A 16,145-nucleotide genomic window follows, 5' to 3' on the forward strand; every position below is an offset into this window, starting at 1 on the left:
CGCCGCCGCCATCAGGATGGCGACGGCGTTATGCGAGGTCGAACTGGGGTGGCGGCAGGGTCCCCGCCGCTTCAGAAGGCGGGAACCGGGGTTCCGGCAGGGGCGGGCTCGGTGGTGATGCCCGGGCGTCGCAAGACGGTGACGCTGACGACCAGGGCCGTCGCCAGCAGCCCCGCCGCCACGGTGAACGCCAGCCGGTAACCGCTGGTCAGCGCCACGGGATCCGACACACCCACGGCGAGCTCGGTGCCGGTCCGCGCGGCGGCCAGGGTGGACAGGACCGCGATCCCGATCGCCATGCCGACCTGCTGGGTGGTGTTGAACAGCCCCGAGGCCAGCCCGGCATCGTCGGCCGCGGCACCCGACATGCCCAGTCCGGTGAGCGCGGGCAGGACCAGTCCGCCGCCGGCGATCAGCACCATCATCGGCAGCAGGTCGACAACATAGTCGGCCTGCACGGGAAGCCGGGTGAGCCACGCCATTCCGGCCAGCAGCAGCACCAGACCGGCGACGAGCACGGTGCGTTCACCGAAGCGGGTGATGAGCCGGGCCGAGGCGAACAGTGACACCCCGCCGATGGCAACGGCGGCGGGCAGCATGGCCAAACCGGTCTGCAAAGCGTTGTAGCCCAGCACCTTCTGCAGGTAGAGCGCGACGATGATCTGGAAGGCGAACATCGCCGACAGCGTCAGCATCTGCACCACATTGGCGCCGGACACGGTGCGGGAACGGAAGATTCGCAGGGGCAGCAGCGGATTACGGGCAGTCGCCTGACGGATGACGAACGCGCCCAGCAGCGCGGCGGCCAGCGCGCCGAGACCCACGGTGTGCAGCGAGTTCCAGCCGTACCGCTCGACCTCGACGACGGTGTAGATGCCGAGCATCAGACCGGAGGTCACCAGAACGGCACCGAGGACGTCGGCGCCCGCGGACCAGCCGAGCCCACGGTCGGCGGGCAGCGCCTTGACCGCGACCAGCACGGTCACGAGCCCGATCGGCACATTGATCAGGAAGATCCAGTGCCAGTTCAGCGCGTCGGTGAGCACGCCACCGAGCACCTGGCCGATCGAGGCGCCCGCGGCGCCGGTGAAGCTGAAGATGCCGATGGCCGTTGCCCGTTCACGCGGGCCGGGGAACATCGTCACCAGGATGCCGAGCACCACCGAGGCGGCGATCGCGCTGCCGACGCCCTGCAGGAAACGGGCCGCGACCAGCATGGCCGGGCTGGTCGCCGCACCGGCCAGCAGCGATGCCGCGGTGAAGACGACGTTGCCGGTGAGGAACATCGTCTTGCGGCCGATCAGGTCACCCAGCCGGCCTGCCAGCAGGAGCAGGCCGCCGAAGGCGATCAGGTACGCGTTCACGGTCCAGCTCAGACCGGCGGGCGAGAAACCGAGGTCGTCCTGGATCGCCGGCATGGCGACGGTCACGATGCTGCCGTCGAGGATGGTCATCAGCGTCGCCGCCGACAGCACCGCGAGGGCGATGCGCTGTGAAGTGGTCATGAAGCGACCGTACTAGATAGTTTCGTTGCAGACAATCTATTACGGACTATTGCCTCGCACGACGCGCGGGCGCAGCCTCGACCGCGGTCGACAAATGACCCTCCACCAGCAGATTCAGTGCGCGAACCAGGGTTTCGCGCTCCGCCTTGGGCAGCGACCCGAGGGCGGCCTCATGCACGCCGTCGACGATTTCGGTGCTGCGCGCGGCGAGCTGCGCCCCTTCGGGCGTGACCGCGATGATGCGAGCGCGGCGGTCGGTACTCGACGGCTTGCGCTCAGCCAACCCCGCCTTCTCCAGCGCGTCGACGGTGACGACCATCGTCGTCTTGTCCATGTCACCGAGTTCGGCGAGCTGCGCCTGGGTGCGCTCGGCCTCGAGCGCGTGCACCAGCACGCAGTGCATGCGGGCGGTCAGGCCGATCTCGGCCAGCGCTGCCGCCATCTGGGTGCGCAGGACATGACTCGTCCGGTCGAGCAGGAAGGACAGGTCGGGTTCGGTACGGGTAGGCGCGAGAGCGGTCATACGGCCACTCTAGTTTCGTTATAGATAATCTGCATCCATCCGCAATGGCGGAGGAATTTCGTCGGACCGCGGTCCGTTTAGGAGATGACCGGAGCAGACCGCATCCCGAAACGAGGTTCACATGGAACTGGGGCTGACCACCTTCGCCGAGCTGTACCCCACCGGCGACCGGCCCGCGCCGACCGCCGCGCAGCGCCTGCGCCAGGTCGTCGACGAGGCCGTCGCGACCGAGGCCGCCGGCCTGGATGTCTACGGCGTCGGCGAGCACCATCGCAAGGACTTCGCGGCCTCCTCCCCCGCCGTCGTGCTGGCGGCCGCGGCGGCCCGCACCGAGCGCATCCAGCTGACCAGCGCGGTGACCGTCCTCAGCTCCGACGATCCGGTCCGGGTCTACCAGGACTTCGCGACGCTGGACGGCTTGTCGAACGGCCGGGCCGAGCTGATGGCCGGACGCGGGTCGTTCACCGAGTCGTTCCCCCTGTTCGGCTACAACCTCGCCGATTACGACGCACTGTTCGAGGAGAAGCTGGCCCTGCTGCTGCGGCTGCGCGCGGAGGATCCGGTGACCTGGTCGGGCCGGTTCCGCGCGCCACTGCGTGACGTCACGGTGTATCCGCGCACCGACGACCGGCCGCTGCCGGTGTGGATCGCGGTCGGCGGCAGCCCCGAATCGGTCATCCGCGCGGGTCTGCTCGGTCTGCCGCTGGCGATCGCGATCATCGGCGGCCAGCCTGCGCGCTTCAAGCCGCTGGTCGAGTTGTATCACCGGGCGCTGGCCGAGGGCGGCCACGAGAAGCAGCCGGTGGCGGTGCACGCGCACGGTTATGTCGCGGACAGCGACGCGCAAGCCGTCGACGACTTCTACGCGCCGTACGCGCTGGCCATGTCGACCATCGGCCGCGAACGCGGCTGGGGCCCGATGACCCGCGAACAGTTCGATGCCCTGCGCTCGCAGAGCGGTTCCCTGTTCGTCGGCACGCCCGATTACGTGGCGGGCAAGATCGCCGAGGTCCGCGACACCCTCGGACTCGACCGGTTCATGCTGCACACCAGCGTCGGCACGCTCCCGCCGGAGCAGGTCCTGCACAGCATCGACCTGCTGGGCACGAAGGTGGCGCCGCAGGTGCGCTGAGCCGTTTGAGTACTTGCCATGTTCGGGGACCACTATTCGAGTGCGGCGGCCTCGCCTGTCCTTCGCGCTTCTCGCCGTTCCCGGCGGCGGCGGAGATAGCGCCGGATGCGGCTGGCGCATGCGTACACGACCCACAACCCGATCGCGAGCAGCACCGCGGCGATCACCGCGGCCAGCACCGGGAAGAACATGGCGAGGGTGAGAATGCCTCCGACACCGAGGTCTTCGGCGGTGCTCAGCGCGATATTGGTGACCGGTTCGGGTGAGGTGTTGACCGCCATGCGAGTGCCCGCTTTGACGATGTGACTGGCCAAGGCGGTCGTCCCGCCGACCGCCGCGGCGAACAAAGCCGGCAGCGAATCATCCTGACCCGCGATCAAGGCCGACACCACCGCACCCGAGGCGGGCCGCACCACCGTATGCACGGCGTCCCAGAACGAGTCGAGGTACGGGATCTTGTCGGCGACGGCCTCGATCAGGAACAGCACCCCCGCGGCGACGAGCACATCGGCCCGTTGGAGCCCCGGGGGCACGTCGTCGGTCCAGCCGATCCGGCCGAACAGCCCGAGCAGGAACACCACCGCATACGCGTTGATCCCGCTGGCCCAGCCCGCGGTGAAGATCAGAGGTAGCACCGACACCCGCTCAGCGTAGGCCCGCCGACCGACAGCTCGCGGTAGCTCGGCGACTGCGGCCTCGGGTGGCGTCCGCTCGGCAGGAACGGGCATGTGCGGCTTGCCGATCCGAGGGCGATCCAGCGGCATCGCGCCGAAATCTAGCAACGCTAGACACACTAGCGGGCAAATGCTACCGTTGCTTCAACATCTAGCGATGCTAGTTTCAGAAGAGGGAGCCCCAATGCTCGTTGTCACCGGCCAGATCATTGCCGCCGTCGCTGTTCTCGCCAATGCCGTCGTCTACGGCACCGATGTCTGCGGGGCCGTGATCATGCGGTCCGTCTACCGCAAGCTCGATGACGCGACCGTGACCACGAGCGCGGGATGGGGCCACTACTACGGCGACAAACGCATGCCGGTGATCGGCGTGAGCGGTGTGGTCACCGCGGTGCTCACACTGCTGATCGCGCTGGTGGCCGGGCAGATCGGCGCCGCTGTCGCGGCAGGAATCACGGTGGCGGCCCTGCTGACCTGGCTCGCCTTCTACGTCCGCGTCGCCAAGCCGATCAATACCCAACAGACCGCCGCCGCGCAGAGCGGCATCATTCCGCCCAATGCCCGTGCGCTACAGGACAAGTGGGACAGCATCCTGAAATACCGCGTCACCCTGCAGTTCATCGCCATCGCCGGTCTGTGCGCCGCACTGATCCTGTTCTGATCTCACCAGCGAAGCTCACCTGATCACCGAGGAGTAATCGACATGACCTTCACCAGCAATGAACAGCAGTTCCTCGCCGAGGCCGGGATCGGTCGCCTGGCCACCGTGTCCCCCGACGGCGTCGTGCAGAACAACCCGACCAACTACCGGGTGAACGCCGACGGCACCATCGACATCGGAGGCATGCGGATGCGCGCCACCCGCAAATACCGCAATGTCGAGGCGGGCAGCCGAGTGTCGTTCGTCATCGACCAACAGGTTTCCCTGGAGCCCTATGTGATTCGCGGCATCGAGATACGCGGCACCGCCGAGGCGCTCGACGACGAGGAGCCACCGTTCCCACCCCAGGAACGCGCGATCATCCGAATCCACCCCGAACGGATCATCTCCTGGGGCATCGACGGCGGCCCCTTCGACTTCACCAGTCGCGACGCCGAATAGTGCAGGCCTTGTACGCGATCCCACCAGCCTTCGAGTGCGACTGGGCACCACGACTCCCCCACGTTGTTACCTTGGTTTCATGGTCAGTGCGGCATCTGCCCGGCGGCGCGAAGAAGTCGCCATGCTGGCCGGTGTGAGATGCAGCCCCATGATTCGGCGCGGCGAGAGCGCGGATCGTGGTTGATCGGTTAGGCAGTGGTCGAACCGCCAACATCGGTCCGCGGACCCGGGACACGGGGTCCGGCGCGGACGGATATCACCCGGCGAACTTCGCGGCGGCCTGCACGGTGACCGGGGTGAAGAGGTTGATCAGGTTGCCGTCGGGATCGCGAAACAGCAACGACCGGTTCCCCCACGGCATCGTCGTGGGCTCGTTGACGAAATCCTCGACCGTATCTCGCAACCGCCGGTAATCGGCATCGACGTCGGGGACCAGGAATTCGATGATCGCCGTGTGATTGTCGGCGGGGTGCGCGCTACCCGCAGCGAACAGCGCCACGGTGCGGGTGCTTCCGATCGCGAGGGTGCCGGCCGGTGTGACGATCTCGGCGAAATCCGGTGTAGCCCAGTGTGCTTCGACGCCGGTCACGTGGTGATAGAAGCTGACCAGCCGCTGGATGTCGTCAGTGATCAGACGTATCGAGACGAGCTTCATTGTGTGCTCCTGCTGTCGGATGCGGCGGAGGTTCCACCGCCGCACGCCACGGTAGAGCCGATACCGGACAGTTTCCGCCCGGTATGGATGCGAGAATTTCCCGATGACGCGCCCCACCGCCCGAGTGCTGGCCCTGCTCGAGCTGTTGCAGACCGGCGGTACTCATACCGTCGGCGAACTCGCCGGACGGCTCGGCGTCGATGAGCGCACCGTCAGGCGATACGTCACACATCTCACCGACCTGGACATCCCGGTCCGATCGGTGCGTGGCCGCTACGGGGGATACCGGCTCGCTCCCGGATACCGAATGCCACCGCTGATGCTGACCGACGACGAGGCGGTGGCCGTATTACTCGGACTCCTCACCAGCCGCGGCGCCGACCGGCCGACGGCGGCCGCCCGCGCAGCCGACAGCGCGACGGCCAAACTCCGCCGCGTCCTACCCCCACGTCTGACGGCCCGGCTGGACGCACTGATCGACACCGTCGAATTCACCGCCGACGCGCGCCCGGAAGTGGCCGTCGAGACGGCCGTCCTGCTCCGGCTCGCCGAGGCCACCCGCGAGCACCGACCGGTCGCAATCGGGTACACCGACCGAAACGGGCGTTCCAGCCAACGAACCGTGCACCCGTACGCGCTCGTCGACCACTCCGGCCGGTGGTATCTGACAGGGATGGACAGCAACAGCGACGAACTACGCCAGTTCCGGCTGGACCGCATCACCGCGGTGAGCACACAGCCCGGAACGTTCGCTCCGCCCGCCGAATTCGAGCCAGCCGCTCATCTGCTGTCCGCATTGGCCAACGCGCCCTATCGGCACGAGGTATCGGTCCGAGTCCAGGGCACACTCACCCAGGTCCGCCCGCTGCTCCCTGCGACGATCGCGACCGTGCATGAGATCGACTCGCAGCCCGCTGACACCGACCCGTGGGTCCGGATCCGAATCCGCGCCGAACAACTCGACTGGATTCCCGCCCTGCTCGCCGGCCTGAACCGCCCGTTCATCATCGAGCACCCCGACACACTCAACGACGCCGTACGCGCCCTGGCCCGCCGACTCACCGCGGCCGCCGACGGCCGATCCAAACCCATAGGTAGCAGCCCGGACGCTCGGTAATGCCGCTGATCGCGCGGGCTGTTCAGGGCCTCAGGAGTGCAGCGTCGGCCCTGCTCGCCGGGGTGAGATGTCGGTTGCGCAGTCTGTCTGTCCGGCTTGGTGCAACACCCGAGGGATGTTGATGACCGACCTGCATCGTGCCGAGCTCGCTGAGTTTCTCAAGGCTCACCGCCACTGCCGTACGGCCTGTGCAGCACAAGCGTTACGTCGACCCACCGGCTGGCCACGCACAGCCCCGTCCTTTCGAGTGGCATCCGGATGCGATGTCTACCCTGTTCGACGGGCTCGATGCGCCGCCGGCGAGCGGCTCGACCAATGGCGCAGTTAGCTTGGTGGCATGGCTGGTACAGCATCCGTCCACCGTCGCGCCCAGCTCCGGGATTTCCTGCGGTCGCGGCGGGAACGGGTTCGGCCCGGCGATGTCGGACTACCCGCGGCGGGTCGTCGACGGACGCCCGGCCTACGGCGCGAAGAAGTCGCCATGCTGGCCGGGGTCGGGGTGTCCTGGTACACGTGGCTCGAGCAGGGGCGCGACATCACGGTGTCGGGGGAAGTCCTCGATGCCGTGGCGGGGGTCTTGCGGTTGAGCGAGCCGGAGCGGGCGCACCTGTATCTACTCGCCGGGCTCAATCCGCCGCCCGCGAGCGGTTCGACGGGGACCGAGGTGACTCCTGAGATTCGTCAGCTCATCGATGGCTGGGAGCGTGGACCTGCCGTGGTGCGGGATCGGTACTGGAACATCCTGGCGTTCAACGTCATCGCCGGGCGGGTGTTCGGGTGTGAGGACGGCGAGCCGCACAACTGCCTGGTTACCTTCTTCACCAGTCCGCGCTATCGCGGGCTGCCCGAGCTGTGGGATGCGGCGGCCCCCGGTGTTGTTGCCGCGTACCGTGCCGATGCAGCGCTCGCACCGCACGATGACGAATTTCACCGGGTGGCGCGCGAACTCGCTGCTGCCGAGCCGGAGTTCGCGCGGCTGTGGGAACGGCACGAGGTCGGTGCTCCGTTGCAAGCGGTGAATGCCCTCCGGCATCCCGAGGTCGGCGAGCTGTACTTCGACGCGACCACGCTGACCATCGCCGACCATCCGGATTGGTCGCTGGTGTTGTACAACCCGAGGCCGGGCTCCGATACCGCCGAGCGCCTCGCCCGCCTGCCGCGGCTGCGCCTGACCGAATCCGCCTGACGCCCCCAGCCCGGAAAGCCTGGTGGTGCCACACCCCTGATAACTGCGCACTGTCGGCGCGTCGGTCGAGCCGCCACGCTGAATCCATGACGCACAACAGTTCTCGATTCGACGGCAAGACGGCACTGATCACCGGCGGTTCCAGTGGGATGGGTCTGGCCACCGCGCATCGGTTGGTCGCCGAAGGCGCCGAGGTCGTGGTGACCGCTCGCGACAAGAGCCGGCTCGACGCCGCGGTGGCCGAACTCGGTGAGCGCGCATACGGTATCGCGGGTGATGTCACCGATCTCGGCGACCTCGACACCATGGTTGCCGCCGTCGCCGAACGCTTCGGGCAGCTCGACGTGGTGTTTGCCAATGCGGGTATCGGCTCATTCCAGCCGATCGATCAGGTCACCGGTGCACTGTTCGACGACGTGATCGCCGCCAACGTCAAGGCCGCGTTCTTCACGATCCAGAAGGCGCTGCCGCTGCTGCCCGATCACGCCGCGATCGTCATCAACGCGTCCTTCGGTCTGCACCGCGGTGTCCCGGGTGCGGCGCTGTACTCGGCGAGCAAGGCCGCCGTTCACAACCTGACCCGCACGCTTGCCGCCGAATTGGCGCCTCACCGCATCCGCGTGAACTCGGTGAGCCCCGGCTACATCGATACGCCGGCTTTCCGCGCCGAACTCTCGGATGCCGCTCAGGCAGGTGTGGCGGCTCTGTCCCCCGCCGGTCGGGTCGGCACTGCCCAGGACGTCGCTGCCGCCGTCGCCTTCCTGGCCTCCGGCGACGCTGCCTACATCAACGGCCATGATCTCCGGGTCGACGGCGGTCTCACTGCCGTGGATGCCGCCGCACTCCTGTAGCGAGACTGCGGTGTTGCTCGACTCACCGCAGGGCAGCTCGGCCCCGCACGCGGCCGAGGACGACAAGCACCACCAGCGTCACCACCACGAGGACCGTGGTTCCGGCTGCGGCGTCGAACACCTCGCCGCGGTCGGTCTGGGCGAAGATGCTGACGGGCACCGTCTTCCAGGTGGCGGGGTAGACCATGATCGTGGCGCCGAGCTCGCCCATGGACAGTGCCACCGCCAGGCCCGCGGCGGCACCGAGGGCGGGCAGTAGCAGCGGCAGGGTGATCTGGCACAGGACACGCACCGGGCCCGCGCCGAGGGATTCGGCGGCCTGGCGGTAGGCGGGGTCGAGGCGGTCCAGGGCGGCGGAGACCGCGCTGAACGCGTAGGCCAGGACCAGGACTGTGTGTGCCAGGATCACGATCCACTTGGTTCCGCCGAGCAGCAGCGGACGTTCGTTGAAGGCGATGAGCACGCCGAGACCGACGGCGACCGAGGGCACCGCGACCGGCAGGTGGAACACAGCGTCGGTGAGGCGGCGCAACCAGCCGGGTGCTTCTCGCGAGGCCAGTGCCGCCCAGGTGCCGATGATCAGGGAGATCGCACCTGCCAACACGGCGGTCTGCAGGCTCACCGCCAGGCTGGCGGCCTGCTCACCGCTGAGGGCGTTACCCACATTGGTGAAGCCGAGGTCCGACGGCAGCGGGCCGGTCCAGCTGCCCGCCAGTGCGGCCGCGACCACGGTGGCGATCGGGGCGACGAAGACCACCGCCACCACCAGCCCGAATACACCTAGTACCAGTGCTTTTCCGCGCGGCGTCCAGACGAGCACGATCAGTCTCCCTTCGGGCGGGCCGTGAACCGGGCGAAGACCAGCCGGTAGGTGAGGTACAGGGTGAGCGAGAGCAGCACCTGCACCGAGGCCAGCACGGCGGCGCCGGGCAGGTCGAAGGTGACGATGCCGCGGGTGTAGATCAAGGCGGGCAGGGTGATCACGCCCTTGGCGCCGGTGAACAGCACGATGCCGAACTCGTTGAGCGTCAGCAGCAGCACCAGGCTGCCGCCCGCCGCGAGCGCGGGCCACGCCTCGGGCAGGACGACCTGCCGCAGGACCCGCCAGGGTGACGCACCGAGACTCGCTGCCACATCGAGTTGTTCGCGCGGCAGCTGGGCGAACGCGGCGAGCACCGGGCGCACCACGAACGGGGTGAAGTAGGTGATCTCGGCCAGGATCACCCCGAGCGGAGTGGTGAGGAAATCGACGACCGGCTGGGTGGCGCCGGTCAATTCGGCCAGCAGCGCGTTCACCGCGCCCGCCGTCCCGTAGAGAAACGTGAAGGCGAGGGTGATCAGGAACGACGGCAGAGTCAGGATCGTGTCGATGAGCCTGCCGACCACCCCCGAACCGGGGAACGGCACGAATGCCAGCACGATCGCCAGGAACGTCCCGAGCACCAGGCAGCCCGCGGTCGCGCAGACGGCGATGGACACGGTGCGCCACAACGCTTCCCGGAACGCCTCGGAGCCGAGCACCGAGGTCCACACCTCGGTGTCGCGCCCAGTCGGCGTCTGGGTGGACTCGGTGAGTACCCGCAGGATCGGGTAGCCCGCGATGCCGAGCACGACGAGCACCGGTGGCAGAGTCCACAGGACCGGCAACCAGGAGCGCTGAGGCGCGGTGACTTTCGCATTTCCGAGCGGCACAGGCGGATCGAGGACGGGGGCACTCATGACGCGCTTTCCACGCCGACAGCGTTCGGGATCAGCACACCGGCCGGGTCGGGCAGCCGCACGCCGACGATCGCTCCGGCTTCGGCTGTGTAGTGGCCCGGCACGTCGGCGGCGAGCTCACCGGGCAGCCCGTCGACCGCCAGCTCGACCCTGGTCGAAGCGCCGCGCCACACCGAGGACAGCACGGTGGCGCGCAGGGCGTCGCGGTCACCGGTCTTGCCGACAGTGATCGTGTGCGGCCGGATGCACAGCAACGCGGCATCATTCGGCGCCCAGTCGGCCAGCCCGACACCGGGCTGCGGCGCCTGCGCGCGCAATGTCGCCGTACCGGCGGTGACCAGCGCCGCGGTGCCGGTGACGTGATTGACCGTGCACGGCACCAGGTTCGCGCCACCCAGGAATCCGGCGGTGAAATCAGACGGCGGACGCTGCCACAGATTCTCGGCGGTATCGATGTCGACCAGCCGTGAATCGCGCATCACCGCGATCCGGTCGGCCAGGGCCAGCGCCTCTGCCTGATCGTGGGTGACATACAGCATCGCGGTGTCGGGCAAGGCTTTCCGCAACTGCTGGAGCTCGCCGAGCATCGAGTGCCGCAGCTGCGCGTCGAGCGCGGCCAACGGCTCGTCGAGCAGCAGCACCTTGGGCCGGATCGCCAGCGCGCGGGCGATCGCCACCCGCTGCTGCTGGCCGCCGGACAGCTCGCGCGGCAGCCGGTCGGCGTAACCGGCCATCCCGACCATTTCCAGCGCCTCGGTGACCCGCGCACCGATCTCTGCGCGCGGTACCCGATGCGATTTCAGGCCGAACGCGACATTGCTGTGCACGCTCATGTGCGGGAACAGCGCGTAGGACTGGACGACGACACCGATCCCGCGCTTGGCGGGCGAGAGATCGGTGACGTCGCGGCCTGCCAGCCGGACCGCGCCCGAGGTGGGCCGGACGAACCCGGCCAGCGCCTTGAGCGCGGTCGACTTGCCCGACCCACTCGGGCCCAGCAGCGCGACGGTCTCGCCGACGGCGACGCGCAGGGTGAAATCGGCCAGCGCGACCGCGGCCTTGCGGCCCCTGCCGTACCTGACCCCGACCCGGTCGAACACGATCGCCGGCTCGTTCGTCGCCGCCGCGGTGCGCGTGGCGGACTTCATGCGGAGGTCACCGTCGGACATCGTCAACTCCCTTACAGCACAGCCGGATTCAGCTGCCGGTTGCCCTCTGGTACGCCGCGAGGTCGGCGTCCAGCTCGGTGAGGACCTTGGTCCAGTCGACCGCGACCACGTCGACGCCCTGCAACGCGGCGGCCGGACCGCCCTCGGTGGGAGCGGCCACATCGGTGCGCGGCGAGACGGCGAACGCCTCGGGGCCCAGCTTGCTCTGCGCGTCGGTGGCGAGCAGGAAGCTCATCAGCTTGGTGGCGTCATCCTTGTGGGGCGCGCCCTTGGCCAGGCCCATCACGTACGGCACCGACACGGTGGAGCGCTTGCCGGCGGTGGCGGGGAAGAAGACGTCGAACTCGGAGCCCTTCTCCTTCACCGTCGTCAGGTTCATCTGCACGTCACCGTTGGCGATCAGCAGCTCACCCTTGTCGACCTTGGCCTGCAGCTTGCCGGTGGATGAGGACGGGCCGACATTGTTGGCCTGCAACGCGGCCAGGTAGTCCAGCGCGCCCTGCTTGCCGCGCAGCTGCTGCAACAGCACAAGCACCGCGGTGCCGTCACCGGCCTGGCCCGGCGTGGAGTACTGCAGCTTGCCCTTGTACTCCGGCTTCAGCAGGTCCTCCCAGGTCAGCGCGGACGCGTCGACCGAGGGGTTGGCGATGAAGCACAGGTAGTTGTTCGCCAGGGTCACGTAGGTGCCCTCGGCGTCCTTGTCCGGGGCAGGGATCGCTGCGGTGTCGATGCCGCTGGGCTGCAGCAGGCCCGACTTCTTGGCCTTCTGGATGAACGGCGGCAGGGTGACGACGACGTCGGCTTGCGGGTTCGACTGCTCCTTGTCGACGCGGTTGACGACCTCGCCGGAGCCCGCCTCGACCAGGTTGACCGCGATGCCGGTCTCCTTGGTGAACTCGGCGAAGCGGTTCTTGTACCAGCCGCCGACGCCGTCGGCGGAGTACACGGTGACGGTCTTGCCGTCCGCGGATTCGGTGCCGGTGCCACCGCAGGCCGCGGTGAACGCGACGGCGGTGACGCCGGCCAGCAGCAGCGCGGCCCTGGACAGGCGGCGCGCGGTAAGAGAAGTACGCACGATCACAGCAACTTTCGGCTTGTTGTCGAGGGGGAATCGCAGAGACGGTGGGACCTGCCGCGACGGCTGCCGCGGCACGCAATCAGAGAACGAGCGCGGGGAACTCGGCGACCGAGGCGACCACGTGGGTGGCACCCGCCGCGCGCAGCTGGTCGGCGGAGTGCGCGCCGGTGAGGGTGCCGGCGACGATGCCGGCGCCCGCGGCGAGGCCGGTCGCGATATCGCTGGTGGTGTCACCGAGCACGGCGATCCGGTCGACCGCGTCGACGCCGAGACGCAGTGCCGCGGTGAGGATCATGTCGGGGTAGGGGCGGCCGCGGCCCGCGTCCGACGGCGCGAGGGTGAGGTCGACCAGGTCGGCCCAGCCGAGGGCGGCCAGCAGCTTGTCCTGGGTGCCGCGGCTGAATCCGGTGGTCAGCGCGACCCGCACACCCGCCTCGCGCAGCGCGGTGATCGCCTCGACCGCACCCGGGACGGGCGCGATGTCGGCCTCGTCGATCAGGGCGTCGTAGGCGGCTTCGAAGGCGAGATTGCCTGCCTGGGCGGCATTCTCGTCGCCGAGCAGCGCGCGAAACACCTCGATCTTGGACTGGCCCATGGTGTCGACCACGTACTGGCGGGCCTCGTCACGGCGCGGGCCTTCGGTGTCGATCCCGGCGGCGGTCGCGGCGGCTTCGAAGGCGCGCAGCACCAGTCCATTGTCGGCGACGGTGGTGCCTGCTATGTCGAGGGCGGCGAGCTGAATCCTGGTGTCCGGCATGGTTTCCTCACAGTCCGATCTGGTCGGCGGTCTGCTCGCCGATGGCGGGGCCCAGCGTCATGCCACGGCCGCCGGGGCCGGTGACGACCCAGACGTTGGTGTCGGCCTCTACCCGGGTGACGATCGTGTCGGGGTCGACGCTCTGGCTGTAGACGCCGGCCCAGCGGCGCACGATCGGCGGCAGCTTGCGGCCGAGCAGTTCCTCGGTCACCTCGGTGAGGTGGTCGTAGGGCGCTTCGTCGACGTCGAAGGCGAACGGCTCGGTGTATTCGTGGGTGTCACCGATGGTCAGGCCGCCGTGCAGGCGCTGCACACACAGCAGCTGCATCTTGTGCTCGGCAGCGGTCGCGGTTTGGGACTGCTCGGCGGCGAGCGAATCCACCTCGGCGCCCGCGAAACCCGGGTAGTAGCGGAAGCTGTCGCCGTCGGCGATCGCGGTGGTGAGCGGTTCGCCCAGCGGCGCGGTCTGCATCATCTGCAGCCGGACCCGGCGCACCGGCAGCTCACCGGCCAGCTCGCGGGTGAGGCCGGAGTGCGCGGCGCCGGGGCAGTGCACGACCAGGTCGGCCTCGTGGCGACGGCCGTGATCGTCCACGACGACGGCGCCCGAACCGGTATCGAGCACCGACCGAGCCTCGGTGCCCTCGTGGAAGGTGTAGCGGCCGCTGCTCGCCATGTGGGCGCGCAGCGCGGGCAGCGCCTGGCGCGATTCCACCGCGGCATCGGTCGAGCAGTGCAGTCCGGCAAGGTATTTGCCGCGCAGCGCCGGGTTGAGCGCGCGCACCTCGTCAGGATCGAGCAGGGCGAAGCCACGCGCCTGCGCGGTCGCACCGGCGGCCGCGGCCTCGGCGACGGCGAGTTCGGCGGGTGTGCGCACCAGCGTGATCGACCCGGCCGGGCGGAATCCGACACCGGCGACCCGGCCGCCGATCTCCTCCCACAGCTCCCGTGAACGCAGGGTCAGCTCCAGCTCCCCCGCCGCCCGGCCGGAGACCCAGACCAGGCCGAAGTTGCGCACCGTCGCACCGCGTGCCTCACGTTCGCGTTCGAGCTGAACGACCTCGTGGCCACGGGCGATCGCCGCCCAGGCGTGTGCGGTGCCGAGTATCCCGCCACCGATGATGACCAATCGCATGCCACCGATGGTGACAAATGGTCTAGACCGATAGGTGTGGGCAGCGAGAACGACAGGTTAAATTTTGGTATAGACCAATCCATGTAGGCTGGACGGCATGGAAGCACCGCACCCGACGCGCGTTCCCAAGGTGTTCCTGGTTCGCACCGAAATCGACGCCATCCTGGCCGATCTCGGCGAAGGCGATCCGGTGCCGTCTGAACGCGACCTCGCCGCCCGCTTCGGCGTCGCCCGCGAGACGGTGCGCCAGGCATTGCGAGAACTGCTGGTAGAGGGCAAGATTCGCCGCCGGGGCCGGGGCACGGTGGTCTCGCGCCCGAAGCTCACCCAGCCGCTGTCGCTGCACTCCTATACCGAGGGCGCGATCAAACTCGGCCGCACACCCGGCCGCATTCTCGTCGGCTGGGAAGACGTCCCCGCCGACGCGGAGACCGCCGCCGACCTGGAACTGGAGCCGGGCACCGAGGTGATGCACCTGGAACGTGTGCTGCTCGCCGACGGCGAACGCATCGGACTGGAGAGCACCTACCTGCCGCTGCACCGCTTCGCCGGCCTGCGCGGCAGTTATGACCCGACCACCTCGCTGTACGCGGCGATCCGGGCGAGCGGCGTCGTATTCACCGCCGCGCGCGAGCGCATCGAAACCGTGCTCGCCGCGCCGCGCGAGGCAGGCTTGCTCGAATGCACCACCGCGCTGCCGATGCTGTTGCTGCACCGGCGCAGTGTCGACGCCGACGGCGCACCCATCGAACGGGTGCGATCGCTGTACCGGGGTGACCGCATCGCCTTCGAGGCGATGCTGTCACCCGAGCACGCGTGACGGGTTACTGCTCAGGCAGCCTGCGCCTGCCGCCTGCCACATCGGTGACCAGATCGGTGTAGCCGTCGACCAGCTCGGCAAGGTGGTACCAGTGCTTGTGCGTGCTGTCGCTGCGCGCACCGTCGAGATCGATGGCCTGGTTGGCATCCACCCAGCTGCGCGCCATCCGGTCGACGACGGCGCCCAGGCTCTCGGTGTGCAGTGACGCGCCGTTGCGATGCAACGGGATCTCCTGCACGATCCAGTCGTTGATGTCGTCGACGAGTTCGCTGCGACGGCAATCGATTTCGGCGATCAGTGCGGCATCGCGCACCTGTGCCCGCCGTTCGTGCAGTTCAGCGAGCGCGTGCGCCGACCGCAACAATTCTCGATCTTGAAAACGCCTGCCCTGAAATGCGCACAACAATTGCGGCGCAGTCGGCAGTACCCCCATCACCGGCGCGCTCATCGCAACGCCCCGAATTCACCCGACACCCAAGATTTGTCTACCAACATGATTGGCTCTCGATTCGGTTATCCCGGTCTTCTGTTCGGATTGCTCGCAACCAGGCTAACTGGATCATGCTCGCTCACAAGACGAAACGCAAGATTGCGTTGTCACTCCTGCAGTAAAGCCGCCCTGACAGAACCGGCGGTCACATCCGCAGGGCAACACAGCTTTACGGCGTGTCTTCGTGCCCGCCGACCTCCGGATATGCGTGACAGCCTGCCTTCTTCGCCGA

18 protein-coding genes are annotated in these 16,145 nt (G+C 68.5%); 7 read left to right on the plus strand and 11 right to left on the minus strand.

Annotation, left to right across the window (positions count from 1 at the left end):
* Positions 1–71: 71 nt before the first annotated feature.
* Positions 72–1,505, minus strand: a complete 1,434-nt coding sequence (locus IEY60_RS05185; RefSeq protein WP_189024294.1) for a DHA2 family efflux MFS transporter permease subunit — start codon at positions 1,503–1,505, stop codon at positions 72–74.
* Between the two features lie 46 nt (positions 1,506–1,551).
* Entirely contained in the window at positions 1,552–2,028 is a 477-nt protein-coding gene (locus IEY60_RS05190; protein WP_189024296.1) for a MarR family winged helix-turn-helix transcriptional regulator, read from the minus strand.
* Positions 2,029–2,149: 121 nt separating this feature from the next.
* Between IEY60_RS05190 and IEY60_RS05195 the strand changes: the two genes are divergently transcribed.
* Positions 2,150–3,160: an LLM class flavin-dependent oxidoreductase gene (locus tag IEY60_RS05195; protein ID WP_189024298.1), complete on the plus strand. Its 1,011-nt coding sequence runs from the start codon at positions 2,150–2,152 to the stop codon at positions 3,158–3,160.
* 32 nt (positions 3,161–3,192) lie between these two features.
* Here the strand turns inward: IEY60_RS05195 and IEY60_RS05200 are convergent, their stop codons facing one another.
* Entirely contained in the window at positions 3,193–3,801 is a 609-nt protein-coding gene (locus IEY60_RS05200) for a DUF4126 domain-containing protein (RefSeq protein ID WP_189024301.1), read from the minus strand.
* Positions 3,802–4,018: 217 nt separating this feature from the next.
* Between IEY60_RS05200 and IEY60_RS05205 the strand changes: the two genes are divergently transcribed.
* The gene (locus IEY60_RS05205; RefSeq protein ID WP_189024303.1) at positions 4,019–4,495 is read left to right on the plus strand and encodes a DUF1772 domain-containing protein; all 477 of its coding nucleotides are present in this window, start codon (positions 4,019–4,021) and stop codon (positions 4,493–4,495) included.
* A 42-nt stretch (positions 4,496–4,537) separates the two neighbouring features.
* Positions 4,538–4,936, plus strand: coding sequence for a PPOX class F420-dependent oxidoreductase (locus tag IEY60_RS05210; protein WP_189024305.1), 399 nt, complete (start codon positions 4,538–4,540; stop codon positions 4,934–4,936).
* Positions 4,937–5,192: 256 nt separating this feature from the next.
* Here IEY60_RS05210 and IEY60_RS05215 read toward each other — a convergent pair whose 3' ends face one another.
* A complete protein-coding gene (locus tag IEY60_RS05215) occupies positions 5,193–5,591 on the minus strand; it encodes a VOC family protein (RefSeq protein WP_189024307.1) in 399 nt (132 codons plus the stop codon).
* A 103-nt stretch (positions 5,592–5,694) separates the two neighbouring features.
* Here IEY60_RS05215 and IEY60_RS05220 point away from each other — a divergent pair, with 103 nt between their 5' ends.
* The 3 genes from IEY60_RS05220 to IEY60_RS05230 all read left to right on the plus strand — a co-directional run bounded on the left by IEY60_RS05220 (position 5,695) and on the right by IEY60_RS05230 (position 8,745).
* Positions 5,695–6,708, plus strand: a complete 1,014-nt coding sequence (locus IEY60_RS05220) for a helix-turn-helix transcriptional regulator (protein ID WP_189024309.1) — start codon at positions 5,695–5,697, stop codon at positions 6,706–6,708.
* A 337-nt stretch (positions 6,709–7,045) separates the two neighbouring features.
* Positions 7,046–7,894: a helix-turn-helix transcriptional regulator gene (locus tag IEY60_RS05225; protein ID WP_189024312.1), complete on the plus strand. Its 849-nt coding sequence runs from the start codon at positions 7,046–7,048 to the stop codon at positions 7,892–7,894.
* An 86-nt stretch (positions 7,895–7,980) separates the two neighbouring features.
* Positions 7,981–8,745, plus strand: coding sequence for an SDR family NAD(P)-dependent oxidoreductase (locus IEY60_RS05230; protein ID WP_189024313.1), 765 nt, complete (start codon positions 7,981–7,983; stop codon positions 8,743–8,745).
* Between the two features lie 22 nt (positions 8,746–8,767).
* Here IEY60_RS05230 and IEY60_RS05235 read toward each other — a convergent pair whose 3' ends face one another.
* The 6 genes from IEY60_RS05235 to IEY60_RS05260 form a co-directional block, all read right to left on the minus strand.
* Positions 8,768–9,565: an ABC transporter permease gene (locus tag IEY60_RS05235; RefSeq protein ID WP_189024315.1), complete on the minus strand. Its 798-nt coding sequence runs from the start codon at positions 9,563–9,565 to the stop codon at positions 8,768–8,770.
* A gap of 2 nt (positions 9,566–9,567) precedes the next feature.
* Entirely contained in the window at positions 9,568–10,464 is an 897-nt protein-coding gene (locus IEY60_RS05240) for a 2-aminoethylphosphonate ABC transporter permease subunit (protein WP_189024317.1), read from the minus strand.
* The gene (locus IEY60_RS05245) at positions 10,461–11,633 is read right to left on the minus strand and encodes an ABC transporter ATP-binding protein (RefSeq protein WP_189024319.1); all 1,173 of its coding nucleotides are present in this window, start codon (positions 11,631–11,633) and stop codon (positions 10,461–10,463) included. Before IEY60_RS05245 ends, IEY60_RS05240 begins: the two co-directional genes overlap by 4 nt.
* A 28-nt stretch (positions 11,634–11,661) precedes the next feature.
* The gene (locus tag IEY60_RS05250) at positions 11,662–12,708 is read right to left on the minus strand and encodes a 2-aminoethylphosphonate ABC transporter substrate-binding protein (RefSeq protein ID WP_189024321.1); all 1,047 of its coding nucleotides are present in this window, start codon (positions 12,706–12,708) and stop codon (positions 11,662–11,664) included.
* Positions 12,709–12,790: 82 nt separating this feature from the next.
* Positions 12,791–13,468: a phosphonatase-like hydrolase gene (locus IEY60_RS05255; protein ID WP_189024323.1), complete on the minus strand. Its 678-nt coding sequence runs from the start codon at positions 13,466–13,468 to the stop codon at positions 12,791–12,793.
* 7 nt (positions 13,469–13,475) lie between these two features.
* The gene (locus IEY60_RS05260) at positions 13,476–14,603 is read right to left on the minus strand and encodes a TIGR03364 family FAD-dependent oxidoreductase (RefSeq protein WP_189024325.1); all 1,128 of its coding nucleotides are present in this window, start codon (positions 14,601–14,603) and stop codon (positions 13,476–13,478) included.
* 97 nt (positions 14,604–14,700) lie between these two features.
* Between IEY60_RS05260 and IEY60_RS05265 the strand changes: the two genes are divergently transcribed.
* Positions 14,701–15,423 carry a GntR family transcriptional regulator gene (locus tag IEY60_RS05265; protein ID WP_189024327.1) on the plus strand — a complete coding sequence of 241 codons (723 nt, stop codon included), beginning with the start codon at positions 14,701–14,703 and terminating at the stop codon, positions 15,421–15,423.
* A 4-nt stretch (positions 15,424–15,427) separates the two neighbouring features.
* On the opposite strand, the gene IEY60_RS05270 is transcribed toward IEY60_RS05265, so the two are convergent.
* A complete protein-coding gene (locus tag IEY60_RS05270; protein WP_019048160.1) occupies positions 15,428–15,787 on the minus strand; it encodes a DUF4254 domain-containing protein in 360 nt (119 codons plus the stop codon).
* Positions 15,788–16,145 lie beyond the last annotated feature (358 nt).

This window comes from Nocardia rhizosphaerihabitans (assembly GCF_014646295.1).
Lineage (GTDB): Bacteria > Actinomycetota > Actinomycetes > Mycobacteriales > Mycobacteriaceae > Nocardia > Nocardia rhizosphaerihabitans.